General features: G+C 71.8%; 17 protein-coding genes, 2 tRNA genes and 1 pseudogene. 9 read left to right on the top strand and 11 right to left on the bottom strand.

Annotated elements, in window-relative coordinates; genetic code table 11:
* The 7 genes from ACYC1Z_RS08790 to ACYC1Z_RS08760 form a co-directional block, all read left to right on the top strand.
* The coding region (locus ACYC1Z_RS08790; protein WP_461409147.1) for a methionine ABC transporter permease at positions 1-626 on the top strand (626 nt) is incomplete at its 5' end.
* A gap of 94 nt (positions 627-720) precedes the next feature.
* Positions 721-2,289: an acetaldehyde dehydrogenase ExaC gene (gene exaC, locus ACYC1Z_RS08785; protein ID WP_461409146.1), complete on the top strand. Its 1,569-nt coding sequence runs from the start codon at positions 721-723 to the stop codon at positions 2,287-2,289.
* An 83-nt stretch (positions 2,290-2,372) separates the two neighbouring features.
* Positions 2,373-2,990: a DUF779 domain-containing protein gene (locus ACYC1Z_RS08780; RefSeq protein WP_461409145.1), complete on the top strand. Its 618-nt coding sequence runs from the start codon at positions 2,373-2,375 to the stop codon at positions 2,988-2,990.
* 81 nt (positions 2,991-3,071) lie between these two features.
* Positions 3,072-3,144: transfer RNA gene (locus ACYC1Z_RS08775), tRNA-Lys, on the top strand.
* Positions 3,145-3,251: 107 nt separating this feature from the next.
* The gene (bcp, locus tag ACYC1Z_RS08770) at positions 3,252-3,731 is read left to right on the top strand and encodes a thioredoxin-dependent thiol peroxidase (protein ID WP_461409144.1); all 480 of its coding nucleotides are present in this window, start codon (positions 3,252-3,254) and stop codon (positions 3,729-3,731) included.
* A gap of 12 nt (positions 3,732-3,743) precedes the next feature.
* Positions 3,744-3,825, top strand: a tRNA-Leu gene (locus tag ACYC1Z_RS08765).
* A gap of 223 nt (positions 3,826-4,048) precedes the next feature.
* Positions 4,049-5,500, top strand: coding sequence for an alanine/glycine:cation symporter family protein (locus tag ACYC1Z_RS08760; protein ID WP_461409143.1), 1,452 nt, complete (start codon positions 4,049-4,051; stop codon positions 5,498-5,500).
* Positions 5,501-5,567: 67 nt separating this feature from the next.
* Here the strand turns inward: ACYC1Z_RS08760 and ACYC1Z_RS08755 are convergent, their stop codons facing one another.
* The 4 genes from ACYC1Z_RS08755 to ACYC1Z_RS08740 form a co-directional block, all read right to left on the bottom strand.
* Positions 5,568-5,954 carry a BlaI/MecI/CopY family transcriptional regulator gene (locus tag ACYC1Z_RS08755; protein WP_461409148.1) on the bottom strand — a complete coding sequence of 129 codons (387 nt, stop codon included), beginning with the start codon at positions 5,952-5,954 and terminating at the stop codon, positions 5,568-5,570.
* A gap of 1 nt (position 5,955) precedes the next feature.
* Positions 5,956-6,504 (bottom strand): hypothetical protein, encoded by a 549-nt coding sequence (locus tag ACYC1Z_RS08750; RefSeq protein ID WP_461409142.1) that lies wholly within the window; start codon positions 6,502-6,504, stop codon positions 5,956-5,958.
* Between the two features lie 449 nt (positions 6,505-6,953).
* A complete protein-coding gene (locus ACYC1Z_RS08745; RefSeq protein ID WP_461409141.1) occupies positions 6,954-8,333 on the bottom strand; it encodes an MBL fold metallo-hydrolase in 1,380 nt (459 codons plus the stop codon).
* A 49-nt stretch (positions 8,334-8,382) separates the two neighbouring features.
* On the bottom strand, positions 8,383-8,703 hold the full coding sequence (locus tag ACYC1Z_RS08740) for a rhodanese-like domain-containing protein (RefSeq protein ID WP_461409140.1): 321 nt from the start codon (positions 8,701-8,703) through the stop codon (positions 8,383-8,385).
* A gap of 170 nt (positions 8,704-8,873) precedes the next feature.
* Here ACYC1Z_RS08740 and ACYC1Z_RS08735 point away from each other — a divergent pair, with 170 nt between their 5' ends.
* Together ACYC1Z_RS08735 and ACYC1Z_RS08730 are read left to right on the top strand one after the other, a co-directional pair.
* Positions 8,874-9,410 (top strand): NUDIX hydrolase family protein, encoded by a 537-nt coding sequence (locus tag ACYC1Z_RS08735; RefSeq protein ID WP_461409139.1) that lies wholly within the window; start codon positions 8,874-8,876, stop codon positions 9,408-9,410.
* Entirely contained in the window at positions 9,410-9,814 is a 405-nt protein-coding gene (locus ACYC1Z_RS08730) for a DUF3054 domain-containing protein (RefSeq protein WP_461409138.1), read from the top strand. Before ACYC1Z_RS08735 ends, ACYC1Z_RS08730 begins: the two co-directional genes overlap by 1 nt.
* 5 nt (positions 9,815-9,819) lie before the next feature.
* Here ACYC1Z_RS08730 and rdgB read toward each other — a convergent pair whose 3' ends face one another.
* The 7 genes and pseudogenes from rdgB to ACYC1Z_RS08695 form a co-directional block, all read right to left on the bottom strand.
* Positions 9,820-10,500, bottom strand: coding sequence for an RdgB/HAM1 family non-canonical purine NTP pyrophosphatase (rdgB, locus tag ACYC1Z_RS08725; RefSeq protein WP_461409137.1), 681 nt, complete (start codon positions 10,498-10,500; stop codon positions 9,820-9,822).
* On the bottom strand, positions 10,497-11,276 hold the full coding sequence (gene rph, locus ACYC1Z_RS08720; protein ID WP_461409136.1) for a ribonuclease PH: 780 nt from the start codon (positions 11,274-11,276) through the stop codon (positions 10,497-10,499). The genes rdgB and rph overlap by 4 nt, the downstream gene beginning before the upstream one ends.
* Before the next feature lie 57 nt (positions 11,277-11,333).
* Positions 11,334-14,024 (bottom strand): phosphoenolpyruvate carboxylase, encoded by a 2,691-nt coding sequence (locus tag ACYC1Z_RS08715; RefSeq protein WP_461409135.1) that lies wholly within the window; start codon positions 14,022-14,024, stop codon positions 11,334-11,336.
* 73 nt (positions 14,025-14,097) lie between these two features.
* Complete coding sequence (locus ACYC1Z_RS08710; RefSeq protein ID WP_461409134.1) at positions 14,098-14,892, bottom strand: MBL fold metallo-hydrolase; 795 nt, start codon at positions 14,890-14,892, stop codon at positions 14,098-14,100.
* Complete coding sequence (murI, locus tag ACYC1Z_RS08705) at positions 14,889-15,713, bottom strand: glutamate racemase (RefSeq protein ID WP_461409133.1); 825 nt, start codon at positions 15,711-15,713, stop codon at positions 14,889-14,891. The genes ACYC1Z_RS08710 and murI overlap by 4 nt, the downstream gene beginning before the upstream one ends.
* Before the next feature lie 11 nt (positions 15,714-15,724).
* Positions 15,725-16,417: a DUF2017 family protein gene (locus ACYC1Z_RS08700; RefSeq protein ID WP_461409132.1), complete on the bottom strand. Its 693-nt coding sequence runs from the start codon at positions 16,415-16,417 to the stop codon at positions 15,725-15,727.
* Positions 16,418-16,518: pseudogene (locus ACYC1Z_RS08695) on the bottom strand (ATP-dependent Clp protease adapter ClpS); the annotation flags it as partial. It abuts the gene before it with no gap.

The following is a 16,518-nucleotide window of genomic DNA, read 5'->3' as shown; positions in this document are numbered from 1 at the left end:
TGGAGGCGTTCGGGGAGACGGTCTACATCGTCGCCGTCGCGCTGGGGGTCGGCGGGCTCATCGGCCTCGTGCTGGGGCTGACGCTGTACACCACCCGCAAGGGCGGGCTGCTCGAGAACAACGTGGTGTTCACGCTGCTCAACGTGCTGGTGAACTTCATCCGGCCGATCCCGTTCATCATCTTCCTCACCGCCGTGGGCCCGGTGACGATCGCCATCACCGGCTCGCGGATCGGTACGGACGCGTTCATCGTGCCGGCCGCGATCATGGTCTCGTTCGCGACGTCGCGGATCGTGGAGCAGAACCTCGTGGCGCTCGACCCGGGCATGATCGAGGCCGCCCGGTCGATGGGCGCCTCCCCGCTGCGCATCATCGGTACCGTCGTCATCCCCGAGGCGCTCGCGCCGTTGATCCTGGGCTACACGTTCCTGTTCGTGGCGGTCGTGGACATGTCCGCGCTGGCCGGGATGGTCGGCGGGGGCGGGCTGGGCAACTTCGCCCTGGTGCAGGGCTACCAGCGCTTCGACTGGGCCATCACCTGGATCACCGTGCTGGTGATCGTCGTCCTGGTGCAGGCGGTGCAGTTCCTCGGCAACTTCCTGGCCCGCAAGGTCCTCGGCCGCTGACGGTCATTCTCCCCCTGTTCCGGCGGTGGTTTCCCCCGTATGGTGACCGGACCGGCTCAACGAGGAGCCGGGTGAGACGAGGGAGTCCTGGGGCATGACCATCTACGCCGACACGACCACCGACGAGTCCGTGAACGACCCGACAGGCGTCTACGCAGCACCGGGCACCGAGGGTGCCGTGATGAGCTACGAGAAGCGATACGAGAACTACATCGGCGGCCGCTGGGTCCCGCCGGTGACGGGTGAGTACTTCGCCAACCCGAGCCCGATCACGGGTGAGACGTTCTGCGAGGTCGCCCGCGGCACGGCCGGGGACATCGAGCTCGCACTCGACGCCGCGCACGCCGCCGCCCCCGCGTGGGGCAAGACCTCCCCCGCCGCGCGCGCCAGGGTCCTCAACCTCATCGCCGACCGCATGGAGGAGAACCTGGAGAAGCTGGCCGTCGCCGAGACCTGGGACAACGGCAAACCGGTGCGTGAGACGCTCGGCGCCGACATCCCGCTCGCCATCGACCACTTCCGGTACTTCGCCGGCGCGATCCGGGCCCAGGAGGGCCGCGTCTCCCAGCTCGACGAGGACACGGTCGCCTACCACTTCCACGAGCCCCTCGGCGTCGTCGGGCAGATCATCCCGTGGAACTTCCCGATCCTCATGGCCACGTGGAAGCTCGCGCCGGCCCTGGCTGCGGGCAACGCCGTCGTGCTCAAGCCGGCCGAGCAGACGCCGGCGTCGATCCTGTACCTGATGACCCTGATCGGGGACCTGCTGCCCGACGGCGTGCTCAACGTCGTCAACGGCTTCGGCACCGAGGCGGGCAAGCCGCTCGCGTCCTCGCCGCGGATCCGCAAGATCGCCTTCACCGGGGAGACCACCACCGGCCGGCTGATCATGCAGTACGCGTCGCAGAACCTCATCCCCGTGACGCTCGAGCTGGGCGGGAAGTCGCCCAACGTGTTCTTCGAGGACGTCATGCGTGCCGACGACGCCTATCTCGACAAGGCCCTCGAAGGCTTCACGATGTTCGCGTTCAACCAGGGCGAGGTGTGCACCTGCCCGTCACGCGCCCTCATCCAGGAGTCCGTCTACGACGAGTTCATCGAGCTCGCGATCGCACGCACGAAGGCGATCAAGCGCGGCAACCCGCTGGACCCGACCACGATGGTCGGCGCGCAGGCCTCCTCGGACCAGTTCGAGAAGATCCGCAGCTATCTCGACATCGGCCGGGCGGAGGGCGCCGAGGTGCTCGTCGGCGGTGGCATCGACTCCGTTGCCGGGCTCGACGGTGGCTTCTACATCCAGCCGACCGTGTTCAAGGGCGAGAACTCGATGCGGATCTTCCAGGAGGAGATCTTCGGGCCGGTCCTGTCCGTGACGACGTTCAAGGACTACGACGACGCCATCCGGATCGCCAACGACACCCTGTACGGGCTGGGGGCGGGGGTGTGGTCGCGCGACGGCGCGATCGCCTACCGGGCGGGCCGCGACATCCAGGCCGGGCGGGTATGGACGAACACCTACCACCAGTACCCGGCACATGCGGCGTTCGGCGGGTACAAGGCCTCCGGCATGGGGCGCGAGAACCATCTGATGATGCTCGACCACTACCAGCAGACCAAGAACCTGCTGGTCTCCTACGCCGACGGGCCGCAGGGCTTCTTCTAGACCGGCCGCGAGGCCGGGCCGGGTGCCCACGCGCAGCACCCGGCCCGGGCGCACCACCTGGCAGCGACCCGAGAGGACCGACCATGTCCACCACCGAGGCCGGCAGCCCGAGCACCGGCGGGGCGGCACCGGGCCACGTCGCGTCGAGCGGCGCCGAGCCACGCGTCGTCGCTCTGCCCGCAGCGGTCGAGCTGCTGCGCTCGTTGCGCGCCAAGCACGGACCGCTGATGATGCACCAGTCCGGCGGGTGCTGCGACGGCTCCTCCCCCATGTGCTACGCGCAGGGTGAGTTCGTCGTCGGGGACCGCGACGTCCTCCTCGGCGTGCTGGACCTGGCCCGGGGCGTCGGCGAGGTCGGCACCGAGCCCCCCGACGACGTCGACGGCGTCGCCGTGTGGATCTGGGGCCCACAGTTCGAGGCGTGGAAGCACACCCAGCTCATCCTCGACGTCGTTCCCGGCCGCGGCGGCGGCTTCAGCCTCGAGGTACCCGAGGGCGTCCGGTTCCTCACCCGGTCCCGGGTGTTCACCGAGGCGGAGTCGCGGGCGCTCGCCGAGCACGATTTCCTCACCGGCGCCGACTGGGAGGCCGGGCTGCGACCGGACGTTCCCGCCCGGCCGCAGGTGGTCGCCACCGCCGAGGATGCGTGCGCGCTGCCGACGTCGTCGGGACCGTCGGGCACCCCACCCGACCATCCGTGACCCGTTGCACAGGCGGGGAGTTGGCAGTGCCGAGCGGGCCGGTGATAAAGTCACGTCCCGTGCCGAGTGCGCCTCGCACATGCACCGCTAGCTCAATTGGCAGAGCAACTGACTCTTAATCAGTGGGTTCCGGGTTCAAGTCCCGGGCGGTGTACGTCGGAAGGTCCTCGCCCTGACCAGGGCGGGGACCTTCGCCGTCTGACCCGGGCTGGACGGTGGGTAAGGTCGGAGCAGCCCGTCCCCCTCGACCCCGGAGAGATCATGTCCGTCCTCGGCCCCGGTGACCCCGCCCCCGACTTCACCCTGCCGACCGCCGACGGTGACGAGGTCGCCCTCGCCCAGCTGCGCGCAGCGACCGACAAGGGCGTCATCGTCTACTTCTACCCGGCGGCGATGACGCCGGGCTGCACCAAGGAGGCCTGCGACTTCCGCGACTCCCTGGCGTCCCTGCAGGGTGCGGGCTACGCCGTCGTCGGCATCTCACCCGACGGCGTGGACAAGCTCGCGACGTTCGCCGAGCGGGACGCCCTGACGTTCCCCCTCGCCTCGGACCCCCAGCACGGCACACTCGAGGCCTACGGGGCGTGGGGGGAGAAGAAGAACTACGGGCGCACCTACACCGGGGTCATCCGGTCGACGGTCGTCGTCGCCCCGAACGGGACGGTGAGCCTGGCCCAGTACGACGTCAAGGCCACCGGGCACGTCGCGCGCCTGCGCAAGGAGCTCGGCGTCGATGGCTAGGCTGTCCCGCGAGCGCGAGTGGCGTAATTGGCAGCCGCGCCAGGTTTAGGTCCTGGTGCCTTCGGGCGTAGGGGTTCGAGTCCCCTCTCGCGCACGCGCATGCGACGGCCCACGACCCGGACAGGGCTGACCGAGTCGTCGACCCACTCGCGCTCGGGGCCACCGTGAGGTCGGGGAGAATGATTGCCGTCATGCTCCCCTCGCGGTGTGCGCTGGCGCATTGTCGAGTGCCGGCGAAACCGTCCCCTTGACGGGGGTATTGTGCGCCACTACGGTCATGCTGGTCTTTCAATGACGAATGACTTGGGGAACTGAGCGTGAACAATGTCAGCGACTTTCTTGCACGCGTCGGATCCGTCGTGTGGGGTCCTTATCTGTTGATCCCACTGCTGTTGGGCACCGGTCTCTACCTGACGATCAGGCTCTCCGGGATCCAGTTCCGGATGCTCGGCCCGGCGCTGCGGCTGGCGCTCATCGAGCGCAAGGACGAGGGCGCCGAGGGCACTGCGGACATCTCCCAGTACCAGGCGCTCGCCACCGCGCTCGCAGCGACGGTGGGGACCGGCAACATCGTCGGTGTCGCCACCGCGATCCACCTCGGCGGGCCGGGGGCGATGTTCTGGATGTGGGTCACCGGCCTGGTCGGGATGGCCTCGAAGTACACCGAGGCGTTTCTCGCGGTCCGGTTCCGAACGATCGACCGGGCAGGCAGGCGCAACGGCGGTCCGCACTACTACCTTGCCCGCGGGATCCCGAACAAGTTCGGGGCGACCCTCGGGATCCTCTTCGCGGTCTTCACGGTGCTGGCCAGCTTCGGGATCGGCAACATGACACAGGCCAACTCGATCTCGGTGAACGTCGAGGGCAGTTTCGGCATCCCGACCTGGCTCACCGGGATCGTGCTCACCGTGCTCGTCGCCGTCGTCCTCCTCGGTGGGATCAAGGGGATCGCCCGAGTCGCCTCCGGTCTGGTCCCGGTGATGATCATCTTCTACGTGGGTGCCGCGATCCTCATCCTCATCCTCAACGTCAGCGACCTCCCCGCCGCGATCGGCCTGATCTTCACCGACGCCTTCACCGGCACGGCGGCCGCCGGCGGCTTCGCCGGCTCCGCCTTCATCATCGCGCTGCAGTACGGCGTCGCGCGCGGCATCTTCTCCAATGAGTCAGGTCTGGGATCGGCGCCGATCGCCGCCGCAGCCGCCCAGACCAACCATCCGGTGCGCCAGGGCCTGGTGTCGATGACCCAGACCTTCATCGACACGATCGTCGTCGTCAGCTTCACCGGTCTTGTCATCATCACCACCGGTGCGTGGACCGGGGACGATGCGGGGGTGATGACCGGGCAGGCCTTCTCGACCGGACTGCCCGGCCAGTGGGGTGAGTACATCGTGACGGTCGGGGTGGTGCTGTTCGCCTACTCGACGTTGCTCGCCTGGTCCTATTACGGGGACCGCACCGCCGATCGCCTGTTCGGCGGGCGTGCCGTGCCGATCTACCGCGTCATCTTCGTGTTGGCCGTCTATGTCGGGGCCACCAGTGAGCTCGAGGTGATCTGGAACTTCTCCGACGTCATGAACGGACTCATGGCGTTGCCCAACCTCATCGGACTCCTCGTGCTCTCCGGGCTGGTCGTCCGGGAGACGAAGCACTACCTGCGCCATGACCCCGGGCTGCATGCCACCAAGGAGCAGGTGGAAGGCTTCATGGCGGGACGGCCGGAGGTCGACGACTACCTCGGCACGTTCCACAAGGGCGACGACCGCTGAGGCGCGTGACGACCGGCCTTCCAGCCGAGCAGGCCGGTCTCCCGGGCGACGACGAGCGAGGGCACCGTCACGGCGTCGAGCCGTGCTCGGCCCGGTCGGTGGGGTCGTTGGTGGAGAGCAGTCCGCGCAGCATGGTGACGTCGTCGTCCGACATCACCTCGACGAACCGCACCAGTGAGGACCTCCGGTCGGGGCTGGCCGTCAGCGCTTCGGCCATGAGGCCGGCCACGTACTCGCCGCGGCTGCGCAGCGGCCGGAACGCCCAGGTCCGACCGGCATGCACCCGTTCCACGAGCCCCTTCTTGACGAGGTTGTTCAGGACGGTCGCGATCGTCGTATAGGCCAGGGTGTGCGAGGTCTGCTCCAGCACGTCGCGCGTGCAGAGCTCGGCGGGGCAGTCCCAGAGGATGTCCATGACCTCCTTCTCGAGCGTACCCAGCCGAGGGACGCGCACCTCAGACACGGGCCACCGCCGGAACCGAGCATGCGACCTGGCCTCGCAGGCGTACCAGCAGCGCCCCGGCCGTCATGACCACGCCGGCAGCTGCGAGCACGGGCTGGAACGGTGCGAACCACGTCAGGGCGCCGGTGTAGCCGAGCGTGACCAGGGCGATCTTGTTGCACACCGGGCATCCCACGGCGAACCAGGTCAGCACTCCGCCGGCCATGCCGGCCCGGCTCGCTCCCTCGCCGGGGATCTGCGGACTCTCGACCGATCCGGGGTCGCCCGCGGTCCTCCGAGGACGGACGTAGGTCGCCACCAGCAGACCGGCGAGCAATGACGTAAGCATCCACACGGGGTAGTTCCACGCCTGGACGGGAATCTCCCGGCCGAACACCGGGTTCGGGATGAGCACCGTCGGCACGCCGATGGCCACGGCCACCACCACCGCGCCGATGGCGGCTGCGAGGACTTGTCGGAACGACCACCGCCGTAGGGCTGTCGTCGCGAGGAGCCCGGTCATGCGTGCCGACGAGGCACGGCGGCGGAGGCTGGTACTCACGACGGGCACGTGTCTACTATGCCGCATAGAGGGCTGCTATGTCAGATGGTAGGCAGCCCGGCCGCTCCGCGGTGCGTTCCCCCGATCGCGAACCGCCCCCCGAACCGAGAGTGTGCCCCCATGCCTTGGTCCTCCGTGACCCACCGGCCCGTGTGGCTCGTCCCCGTACTGGTCGCGATCGTCGCAGCCCTGCTCATCGCCGCCTCCGTGGCCTCGCGCGGCGGCGGCGATCGCGGTGATGGCGGGGCGAAGGCGACCGTACCCGGCAGCAGCGCGACGATCGACGGCCCCGTCGCCGAGGTCGTCGAGACCGAGGAGGTAGACCAGGGCGGGGACGGTGAGGATGGATCCCCCGCCGCCCAGGGCGCCGAGGGTGATGCCGACGACGAGGCCGATCGGCAGGGTCAGCGCGAGCCCGGCGACAAGTTCTCCTGGGTGTCAGGCACGGGTCAGGCGGAGGCTGCCTGGGCCTCGTCGACGATCGGGAGGCCGGCGGCCGCCGCGGCGCGGTCGAAGCTGTCGTCGACCACGACCACGCGACGGCCGGTGGCCGCGACGAGCGACGCGGCGATGGAGGCGCGGTAGCCGGACGCGCAGTACACCCAGGCCTCACCCTCCGGCACCTCGCCCAGGCGCTTGACGACGTCGTGGATGGGAAGGTGCACGGCGCCGTCGATGTGGCCCTCGCGCCACTCGCTGACCCGGCGGACGTCGAGGACGGTGACGGGCCGGTGGTGACGGACCTGCTCGAGGTCGGCGAAGCTGGCGCCGGGCAGTTCGGCGAGCGGCGCGTCGGTCCACTCCTGCGGGCGCCCGGTGGCGGCAGCGGCTGGCCGGTCGATGCCGATCCGCGTCAGCTCGCGCTGGGCCTCGGCGACCTGCTCCGGGCTCTCGCCGAGCAGCGTGACCGGCGTGCCCCAGGGGATGAGCCAGCCGAGATAGGTGGCGAACTGGCCGTCCAGCCCGAAGTTGAACGTGCCGGGCACGTGGCCGGCAGCGAAGGCGGTGCGGGTGCGCAGGTCCACCAGCCACTCCCCCGCCTCGAGCCGACGACGGAGCTGGTCCTTGTCGGCCCGCTCCGGCTCGGCGAGGTCGGCGGCCGTGGGGCCGGAGGAGTTGGCGGGGCCCATGTGCACGTAGTACGCGGGGTAGGCATCCAGCCCGGCGAGGGTGTCCGCGACGAAGTCCTCCTCGTCCTGGGACATCACCGGGTTGATCATCCGCTCGCGGCCGATCGTCGAGGCGGTGGTGTCGCCCCCGGCGGAGGTGGCGGCGCAGAAGGAGCCGAAACCGTGGGTCGGCATGACCTTGGTCTCGTCGCTCAGCTCGGCGGCGAGCCGGCGCGCCGAGCTGTACTGGTGGCGGGCGAGCTCGTGGGTGTGCGCCTCGCCCAGCAGGTCCGGCCGACCGGTGGAGCCAAAGAGCAGGGAACCACCGGAGAACACCGCCGGGTCCTCGCCCTCGAGCACGTAGGAGAGGTGCGTGAAGGTGTGCCCGGGGGTGTGCATGGTGCGGACACGCAGCTGCGGGCTCACCTCGACCACGTCGCCGTCGCGGATGCCGGTCCGCTCGAAGGAGACCTCGTCCTCGGCGTTGACGTAGTACGCCGCCCCGGTCTCCTGCGCCAGGGCGTACCCGCCGGTGACGTAGTCGTTGTGGATGTGGGTCTCGAACACGTGGGTGATCCGGACCCCGGCCGCGGCGGCCACGTCGAGGACGCGGTCGATGTCGCGCTGCGGGTCGACCACGAAGGCGACCTCACCGTCATGGGCCAGGTAGCTGCGGTCGCCCAGCGAGGGTGTCTCGATGGAGATGATCGTGGGGGTCATGAAACTGGTCCTTCCGGGTGCGGGTGCGCGCAGGAGGGCGGGGAGGTGCTCAGGCCTCGACGTTCGGGCCGGTGACGACTGGCTTGCCGGCCCGGATCCAGCCGGCGGTCCCACCGTCGACGGAGTAGGCGTCGAGCCCCGTCGCGCGCAGGAACTCGGCGGCGCGCCGGCTGCGGTTGCCGGTGGCGCAGATGACGTAGACGGGCTGGTTCGTCCGCAGGACGGCGGCCCGCTCGGGGACCTGGCTCAACGGGATGAGCTCCGCACCGGCGACGTGGCCCTGCACGTACTCGCCCGGCTCGCGGACGTCGACGACGAACGCGCCGTCCGCCTTCACGGCGGCGAACTGGTCGATGGAGACATCGATCATGTGGTTTGTTTCCTCACCATGAGAGAGCGTCCTTGATACCCAAGGGGGTATCAAGGGGCGACAACAACGCCGTCGTCGACGGCATTCCCGCTCCCGGTAGCAAAGCACTACGAGGGCGCCGCACGGCGGGCCGCTTCGCCTCCGGGCACGTCGCACGGTAGAAACAAGGGGTGAGCGACATCGCGAGCGGCGACCTCGGTCCCTGGCTCTCCCCCGAAGACCTCGACCTGGTGCGCCGCAAGGTGCCGATCCTCTACGTCGACGCCCTGCCCGTGCGGGTGGACGACCACGGCGAGCTCGAGGCGGTGGGCCTGCTGCTGCGGGCGACCTCGAACGGGACGATCTCCCGGGCGCTGGTCTCCGGGCGGGTCCTGTTCCACGAGCGGATCCGGGAGGCGCTGGAGCGTCACCTGGAGAAGGACCTCGGGCCCATGGCCCTGCCCCGCATCCCCGTCTCGCTCAAGCCGTACGCGATCGGGGAGTACTTCCCCACTCCGGGGTCGGAGTTCTACGACGAGCGTCAGCACGTCGTCTCACTCGCCTACATCATCCCCGTGGTGGGAGACTGCCAGTCCAGCCACGACACCCTGGAGCTGACCTGGCTCACCCCCCGCGAGGCCATGACCCCCGAGGTGCTGAGCGACATGAACGAAGGACACGCCAGCCTGCTGCGGCAGGCGCTGGCCCACGTGGGAAGGCTGAGTTGATGGAGACGTCCCCGGAACAACCCGCTGTCGGGTCCTTCCACCCGTTCAAGTGGTTCGGCCTCGACCTGGCGGGCGTGCTCGTGTTCGCGTTCGTCGGCGTGCTCTCGCACGGCTCCCCGCTCGGGGACTACCTCCAGGTCGTGTGGCCGTTCGTGGTGGCGCTCGCCGCGGCCTGGATGGTGCCCGCGGTACGCGCGTTCCCGCTGCTCATCTGGCCCTCCGGGGTACTGGTCTGGGCCGTGACGGTCGCGATCGGACTCGGGCTGCGCTGGGTGACGGGCGGCGGGGGCTCCGGGGCGTTCCCGGTGGTCACCGCCGTGGTGCTCGCCGTGCTCATCATCGGCTGGCGCGTCGTGCCGGAGGTCGTGGAGCGGCGCCGCGAGCACCGGGCGCGCTACCTCTAGCCTGCTCAGCCGCCCAGGGCCGCGACGATGTGCCCGGCGAGCGCTCGGAACGCCCGACCCCGGTGGCTGATGGCGTTCTTCTCCGCCGGGCCCAGCTCGGCCGCGGAGCGGTTCTCCCCCGCGGGTCGCAGGATCGGGTCGTAGCCGAACCCGCCGTCACCGCGCGGCGCGGTCAGCAGCGTGCCCGGCATGGCGCCCTTTTCGACGACCTCCAGGCCCGACGGCGTCACGAGGGCGGCCGCGCACGCGAAGTGCGCGCCGCGGTGCCGCTCGGGCACGTCGGCGAGCTGGGCGAGCAGGAGCTCGAGGTTCGCCCGGTCCGCCCCGTGCCGGCCGGCCCAGCGGGCGGAGAACACGCCCGGGGCGCCGCCGAGCACGTCGACGCACAGGCCGGAGTCGTCGGCGACGGCGGGCAGCCCGGTGGCCGCCGCGAGCGCCCGGGCCTTGAGCAGCGCGTTCTCCGCGAACGTCACGCCGTCCTCGACCGGCTCGGGCGCACCGACGTCCCCGGCGCCCAGCACGGCGGCGGCGCCGAGCCCGGGCAGCAGCGGCGCGAGGATCGCGCGGAGCTCCCCGACCTTGTGGGCGTTGTGGGTGGCCAGCAGCAGCCGGGTGCCGGCCGGCACACGAACGCGCGGGGTGGCCGGCGGCACGGTCGAGCCGCCGGCTCCGGGCGGCACGCTCACGCGCGGCGCTCCAGCGGCCGGGCGAGGGCCTCGGCCTGCAGCGCGGTGAGCCGGGCCGTGCCGGCGACCGCGAGGTCGAGCAGCTCGTCGAGCTCGGCCCGGTCGAACGGGGCTCCCTCGGCGGTGCCCTGGACCTCGACGAAGTGGCCGGCGCCGGTGACGACGACGTTCATGTCCGTCTCGGCGCGGACGTCCTCGACATAGGGCAGGTCGAGCAGCGGCCGCCCGTCGATGATGCCGACCGAGACGGCGGCGACGGAGTCGGTCAGCACCGGGGCGCCGGCGCGGGGCCTGATGTGCCCGGCGGCGGTACCCCAGGCGACGGCGTCCGCGAGGGCCACGTAGGCGCCGGTGATGGCGGCGGTGCGGGTGCCACCGTCGGCCTGCAGCACGTCGCAGTCCAGCACGATGGTGTTCTCGCCGAGCGCGGCGACGTCGATGACGGCGCGCAGCGACCGTCCGATGAGCCGGGAGATCTCGTGCGTGCGCCCACCGATCTTGCCCTTGACGGACTCACGCTGGCTGCGGGTGGAGGTGGCGCGCGGCAGCATCGCGTACTCCGCCGTGACCCAGCCCTGGCCGGAACCCTGCCGCCAACGCGGCACGCCGTCGGTGAAGGACGCCACGCACAGCACCCGGGTGCGGCCGAACTCCACCAGGACGCTGCCCTCGGCCTCGTCCAGCCAGCCGCGGGTGATGCGCACCTCGCGCAGCTCGTCGGGGCCGCGGCCGTCCGCGCGCAGGGTGGTGTCGGTTCCGGGGCTCTGTTGCGTCATCCCCCGAGGCTACCCGCCGCCTCCGACACCGCCGTCGCACACCGGTCCGCGTCGCCGTCACCCGGTGTTCTGCAGGCCCGCGGCCACACCCTTCAGCGTCAGCAGCAACAGCCGCTGCTGGTCGGCGAGCTCGGTCTCGCCCATCTCGGCCGAGCCGTCGCGCAGGGCGCGCAGCGCGCGCAGCTGCAGGATCGAGAGGGCGTCCACGTACGGGTTGCGGAGCTGGACGGCCCGGCCCAGCACCCGGTGGCTCTCGAGCAGGCGGGAGTGGTCCGTGATGTCCAGCACCCACCGGGTGGTCGCGTCCAGCTCGTCGAGGACGAGGCCGGCCAGGTCCGGCCGGTCCCCCAGCTCGAGGTACCGCTGGGCGATGCGCAGGTCCGTCTTGGCCAGGGACATCTCGACGTTGTCGATGAGCGTCGAGAACAGGGGCCACTCGGCGTAGGCACGGCGGAGCAGGTCCAGGTCACCCACCCCGGCGAGCGCGGAGCCGAGGCCGAACCACCCGGTGAGGTTGATCCGGGCCTGGGTCCAGGCGAAGTTCCACGGGATGGCGCGCAGGTCCTCCAGGGACTCCACGCTCAGCCCGCGCCGGGCCGGACGCGAGCCGATCGCGAGCAGCCCGATCTCCTCCTGGGGGGTGACCTCGGCGAACCAGGGCGCGAACCCGTCGGCGTGGATGAGCTCGAAGAAGCGCACCCGGGACAGCTCGTCGAGCTGCGCAGCGAGCGGGGCGTAGCGCTCGGCCGCCTCGGCGTTGCGCCGCTCCACGGACGGTGCCGAGGCCATCAGCGTGGCCGCGGCGACCTGCTCGATGTGCCGCACGGCGATGTCGGGGTTGCCGTACCGGGCGTTGATGACCTCGCCCTGCTCGGTGACCTTGAACCGCAGGTCCACCGAGTGCGGGGGCTGGGCCAGGACGGCCCGGTTGGCGGGGCCGCCGCCGCGGCCGAGCGCGCCGCCGCGGCCGTGGAACTGGGTGAGGCGGATGTCGTTCGCCCGGCCCCACTCGGCGATGCGCTGCTGCGCCTCGTAGAGCGCGAGCGTGGCGGAGACGGGGCCCACGTCCTTGGCGGAGTCGGAGTAGCCCAGCATGATCTCCACGTGCCGGCCGGTCTGCTCCAGGCGCCGGCGCACCGGCTCCAGGGTGAGCATCCCGTCGAGGATCGCGGGTGCGGCCTGCAGGTCGTCGAACGTCTCGAAGAGGGGGATGACGTCCAGCACCGGCGCCGCCGCGGCCGAGCCGAGCGCCCGCTCGGCGAGCGCGTAGACGTCGGCGAGGTTCTGCGCGGACCGGGTGAAGGAGACGATGTACCGGCGGCACGCGTCCACCCCGTGCCGCTTCTGCACGGCGGCGATGGTCCGGAAGGTCTCCAGCACCTCCTCCGGCGGCACGGCCGGGGACGGCACCGACGCGGCGTCGTCGAGCCACGCCAGCGTCTGGGCGTGGACCTTGGAGTGCTGGCGCACCTCCATCTCGCTGAGGTGGAACCCGAACGTCTCGACCCGCCAGATCAGGCCCTGCAGGGCCCCGTACGCGGCACGGCCGGCCCCGGCCACGGCGAGGGAGTCCTGGACGACGGCGAGTTCGGCCCGCAGCTCCGCGGCGTCGGCGTAGGCGAGATCGGCGTCGCGGGTCCGGGTGGCTCCGATGCGGGCGGCGATCATCAGCACGGCGCTGCGGTGACTCTCGCCCGGGGAGTGCGCGGCGGCCTGGGCCGCGACCTCCGGGGAGAGCTGACGCTGCGCCGAGCGCAGCGCCTCGAGCGCCGGACTCGGTGGGGTGAACCGGTCGTCGAGGGTGATCGCGAGCCCCACCTGCCGGGTGAGGTCCTCCAGCGCCGTCAGGACGGCCTCGGAGGCCTGGGCGGCGGCCTGACGGGTGATGGTGGCGGTGACGTTGGGGTTGCCGTCGCGGTCGCCGCCGATCCACGTGCCGAGCCGGACGAACGCGGGGGCCTGCGGGGCCACCCGGCCCCGGTCCTCGCCCACGAGCCAGTCGTCGGTGCGCCGGTAGACGGCGGCGAACACGTCGAAGAGGGAGGAGCTGAAGACGGCCAGCGAGGTACGCACCTCGTCCAGCGGGGAGGGGTTGGCGGGCCGCAGCTGCGCCGTCCGCCACAGGTTGTCCACCTCCTCGAGCAGGTCGCGGCGGTTCTCCGCCAGCGCCGCGGGCCCGTTGCGCGGGTCGTCCCGGCCGGCCATGAGCTCGGTGATCCGCCGGATGGAGGAGGCGACGGCGTTGCGGCGCGCCTCGGTGGGATGTGCGGTCAGGACGGGGCGGAACTCCAGGGCGTCGAGGCGGCGGCGCGCCTCCTCCGGCCCGACCTCGGTGGCGAGGTGGGCGAACGCCGCGGCGATGGAGTCCGAGGGCTCCTGCTCCGCCAGCGGCACCGCGCCGTCGCGGGCGCGCAGGGTGCGGACCCGGTGCAGCTCCTCGGCGAGGTTCGTCAGGTGGAAGTAGCAGCTGAACGCGCGGGCCACCTCCTCCGCCCGGGCGGTCGAGAAGGCCTCCACGAGCGTCTCGGCGCGGGTGAGGTTGTCGCCGTCCGGTTCGTCGAGGGCGGCGATGGCCAGCTCGCGCAGCTGTTCGACGTCCTCGTAGAGGCCCCCGGAGCCGTCCTCCTTGAGGACCTCGCCCAGGAGGCCCCCCAGCAGCCGGACGTCGCGGCGCATCTCGTCGGGGATCTCGTGACGCGCCGCTCCCCGCGAGTGCTCCGCGGCCGGGCCTGTGGGTTCTGCGCTCATGGGGCGAGGCTACTCACCCGCCGGGCCCCCCGGCCGGTGCGGTCGGGTGGTGAAACGCGGTGTGACGAAACGCTCAGAGCGCCCAGTCGGCGTCGGGCACGGCGATGTCCACCGGGCCGTCGTAGACCTCGTGCGCCTCGCCGCGCACCACCTCCGGGTCCGTCCACGGCTGCAGGTGGGTCAGCACCAGCCGCGCCACGCCGGCCGCGGCCGCCACCTCACCCGCCCGCCGTCCGGTCAGGTGGACACCCCGCACGGTGTCGCGGTCCTCCTGGAAGGCGGCCTCGCTGAGCAGCAGGTCGGCGCCGCGGGCGTTCGCCACGAGGTTGGCACAGGTGTCGGTGTCACCGGTGTAGACGAGGGTGACCTCGCCGACGCCGAACTCGCGCGGCCCGGTGACGCGGATGCCGTAGGCCGGCACCGGGTGGTGGACCTCGAACGCCTCCAGGCGCATCGGCCCGACCTGGACGGCGGTGGCCGGGTCGTGCGTGAGGAACGTGTACTCGCCGGCGTAGTCCTCCTCGGGCCCGTCCCCGCCGACGTCGCGCACGCGCGCCAACGCCCCCGCCGGGGCGAGCACCCGCAGCGGCGGGAGCTTCCGGGTGGGGTGCCAACGACGGTAGACGTGCATGCCGATGAGATCGACGATGTGGTCCGCGTGCAGGTGCGAGATCGCGAGGAGGTCGACGTCGGCCGGGTCGAGGTGGCGCATCAGGGCGCCCATGGCGCCGGAGCCGAGGTCCAGGACCACCGACCACGTGCGAGCGGCGCCGTCCTCGGCGACGCCGTCGGCCTGGACGAGGTAGCAGGACGAGGCGCACCCGGGGCCGGACATCGAGCCCGACGAGCCCACGATGGTGAGCCTCATCGAAGGGACTCCAGCTCGCTGGCGCGGTGCACCTGGGTGACCTCGGGCCCCAGGAAGCGACGCGCGAGGCGGGCGAAGGAGTCCGGGTCGCCGGTGGCGAGGAAGCGGTGCTCGGCCGGGCCGGCGGCGGGGTCACGGGCCAGGTCGTGCGCGGCGAGGGCGCGGTAGACGTCCTTGGCGGTCTCCTCCGCGGAGGAGACGAGGGTGACCTCCTCCCCCATCACGTAGGAGATGGCACCCGTCAGCAGCGGGTAGTGGGTGCAGCCGAGCACCAGGGTGTCCACCCCGGCCTCGCGGACCGGGGTGAGGTACTCCTCGGCCGCGGCCATGACGGCGGGCCCGGAGGTCTCACCCCGCTCGACGAACTCGACGAACCTCGGAGCGGCCGCCATCGTCAGCGCGAGGTGGGGTGCCGCGGCGAACGCGTCGCGGTAGGCGCCCGACTCGATCGTGGCGCGGGTGCCGATGACGCCCACCCGGCCGCTGCGGGTCGCGGCGACGGCGCGCCGCACCGCCGGCTGGATCACCTCGACCACCGGTACGCCGGCGTCGATGGTGTACCGCTCCCGGGCGTCACGCAGCACGGCCGCGGAGGCGGTGTTGCACGCGATGACCAGCATCTTCACGCCCGACATCACCAGCCGGTCCATGACCTCCAGCGCCAGTGCGCGCACCAGCGCGATCGGCTTGGGCCCGTAGGGGGAGTTGGCGGTGTCACCGATGTAGTGGATCGACTCCCCGGGGAGCTGGTCGATCACGGCACGGGCCACCGTCAGCCCGCCCACGCCGGAGTCGAAGATCCCGATGGGTGCGTCGCTCACAACTTGTCAGCCTATCGGCCGCGTCCGCGGCGCCGCACCGCCTCCAGGAGTGACTCCTGCCACCATGTCAGGGCCGCGTACATGGTCGCCAACGCGTTCTCGACCTCGTCCCGCTCGTCGTCCGGGCCCTGCCGGCGCATCCGGTTCGGCTGCTGCGCCCGCTCGTAGACCGCCTCGGCGTCGGCGTCCGACTCGATGCCGAGCCGGGAGGCGAGGACGAGGCGGACATCCGTCATCGCGGCGAGCCAGGGGCTCTCCTGCCCGCGCCGGACGGCGACGGCGCCGTCCGGGCCGCTGGGCCCCTCGAGCTCCTGCCACACCGTCCGCAGCCCCGCGATCTTGCCGGCGCGCAGCGTCTGCTCGGTCAGGTCGCGCAGCTCGCCGGCGAGCGCGTCGTCGTCCCGGCTCATCGGTGGCAGGAGCCGCGCCAGGGCCGGGTCGGCCGGCACCGTCCGGGGGGTCGGCTCGGCGGGGGCGAAGTCGAGCGCGGCCAGCACGGCGTCGTCGCCGATGCGGTCCGATGCGGTGTGGGCGGGGTCGACGTCCCCCGGGTCGATGCCGTACCCCGGGTTCCCGGTCTCCGCGGCCGCGAACCGGGTGCCGAGCAGCTCCGCGGTGTCGGCGACGAGCCGGGCGATCACCGCCCGCTCGGCCGACTCCAGCCGCGAGACGTACCCGGCGGAACCTGCGACGAACGCCCGCACCTACGCCTCCTCCTGCTCGAGGGTGGCCCACAGGCCGTAGGCATGCATGGCCTGCACGTCCGCCTCCATCTTCTCGCGCGAGCCGTGGGAGACGATCGCGC

The organism is Georgenia sp. (assembly GCF_054605595.1).
The sequence above is the reverse complement of the archived record's forward strand: the minus strand, read 5'-3'. Positions and strand labels throughout refer to the sequence as shown.

What these genes read in the sequence shown, in the direction of transcription:
- ACYC1Z_RS08710 (WP_461409134.1), bottom strand. Translation starts at nt 14,892, where the DNA reads ATGAGGCTCACCATCGTGGGCTCGTCGGGCTCGATGTCCGGCCCCGGG.
- rph (WP_461409136.1), bottom strand. Translation starts at nt 11,276, where the DNA reads ATGACGCAACAGAGCCCCGGAACCGACACCACCCTGCGCGCGGACGGC.
- ACYC1Z_RS08780 (WP_461409145.1), top strand. Translation starts at nt 2,373, where the DNA reads ATGTCCACCACCGAGGCCGGCAGCCCGAGCACCGGCGGGGCGGCACCG.
- ACYC1Z_RS08730 (WP_461409138.1), top strand. Translation starts at nt 9,410, where the DNA reads ATGGAGACGTCCCCGGAACAACCCGCTGTCGGGTCCTTCCACCCGTTC.
- bcp (WP_461409144.1), top strand. Translation starts at nt 3,252, where the DNA reads ATGTCCGTCCTCGGCCCCGGTGACCCCGCCCCCGACTTCACCCTGCCG.
- ACYC1Z_RS08740 (WP_461409140.1), bottom strand. Translation starts at nt 8,703, where the DNA reads ATGATCGATGTCTCCATCGACCAGTTCGCCGCCGTGAAGGCGGACGGC.
- exaC (WP_461409146.1), top strand. Translation starts at nt 721, where the DNA reads ATGACCATCTACGCCGACACGACCACCGACGAGTCCGTGAACGACCCG.
- ACYC1Z_RS08745 (WP_461409141.1), bottom strand. Translation starts at nt 8,333, where the DNA reads ATGACCCCCACGATCATCTCCATCGAGACACCCTCGCTGGGCGACCGC.
- ACYC1Z_RS08715 (WP_461409135.1), bottom strand. Translation starts at nt 14,024, where the DNA reads ATGAGCGCAGAACCCACAGGCCCGGCCGCGGAGCACTCGCGGGGAGCG.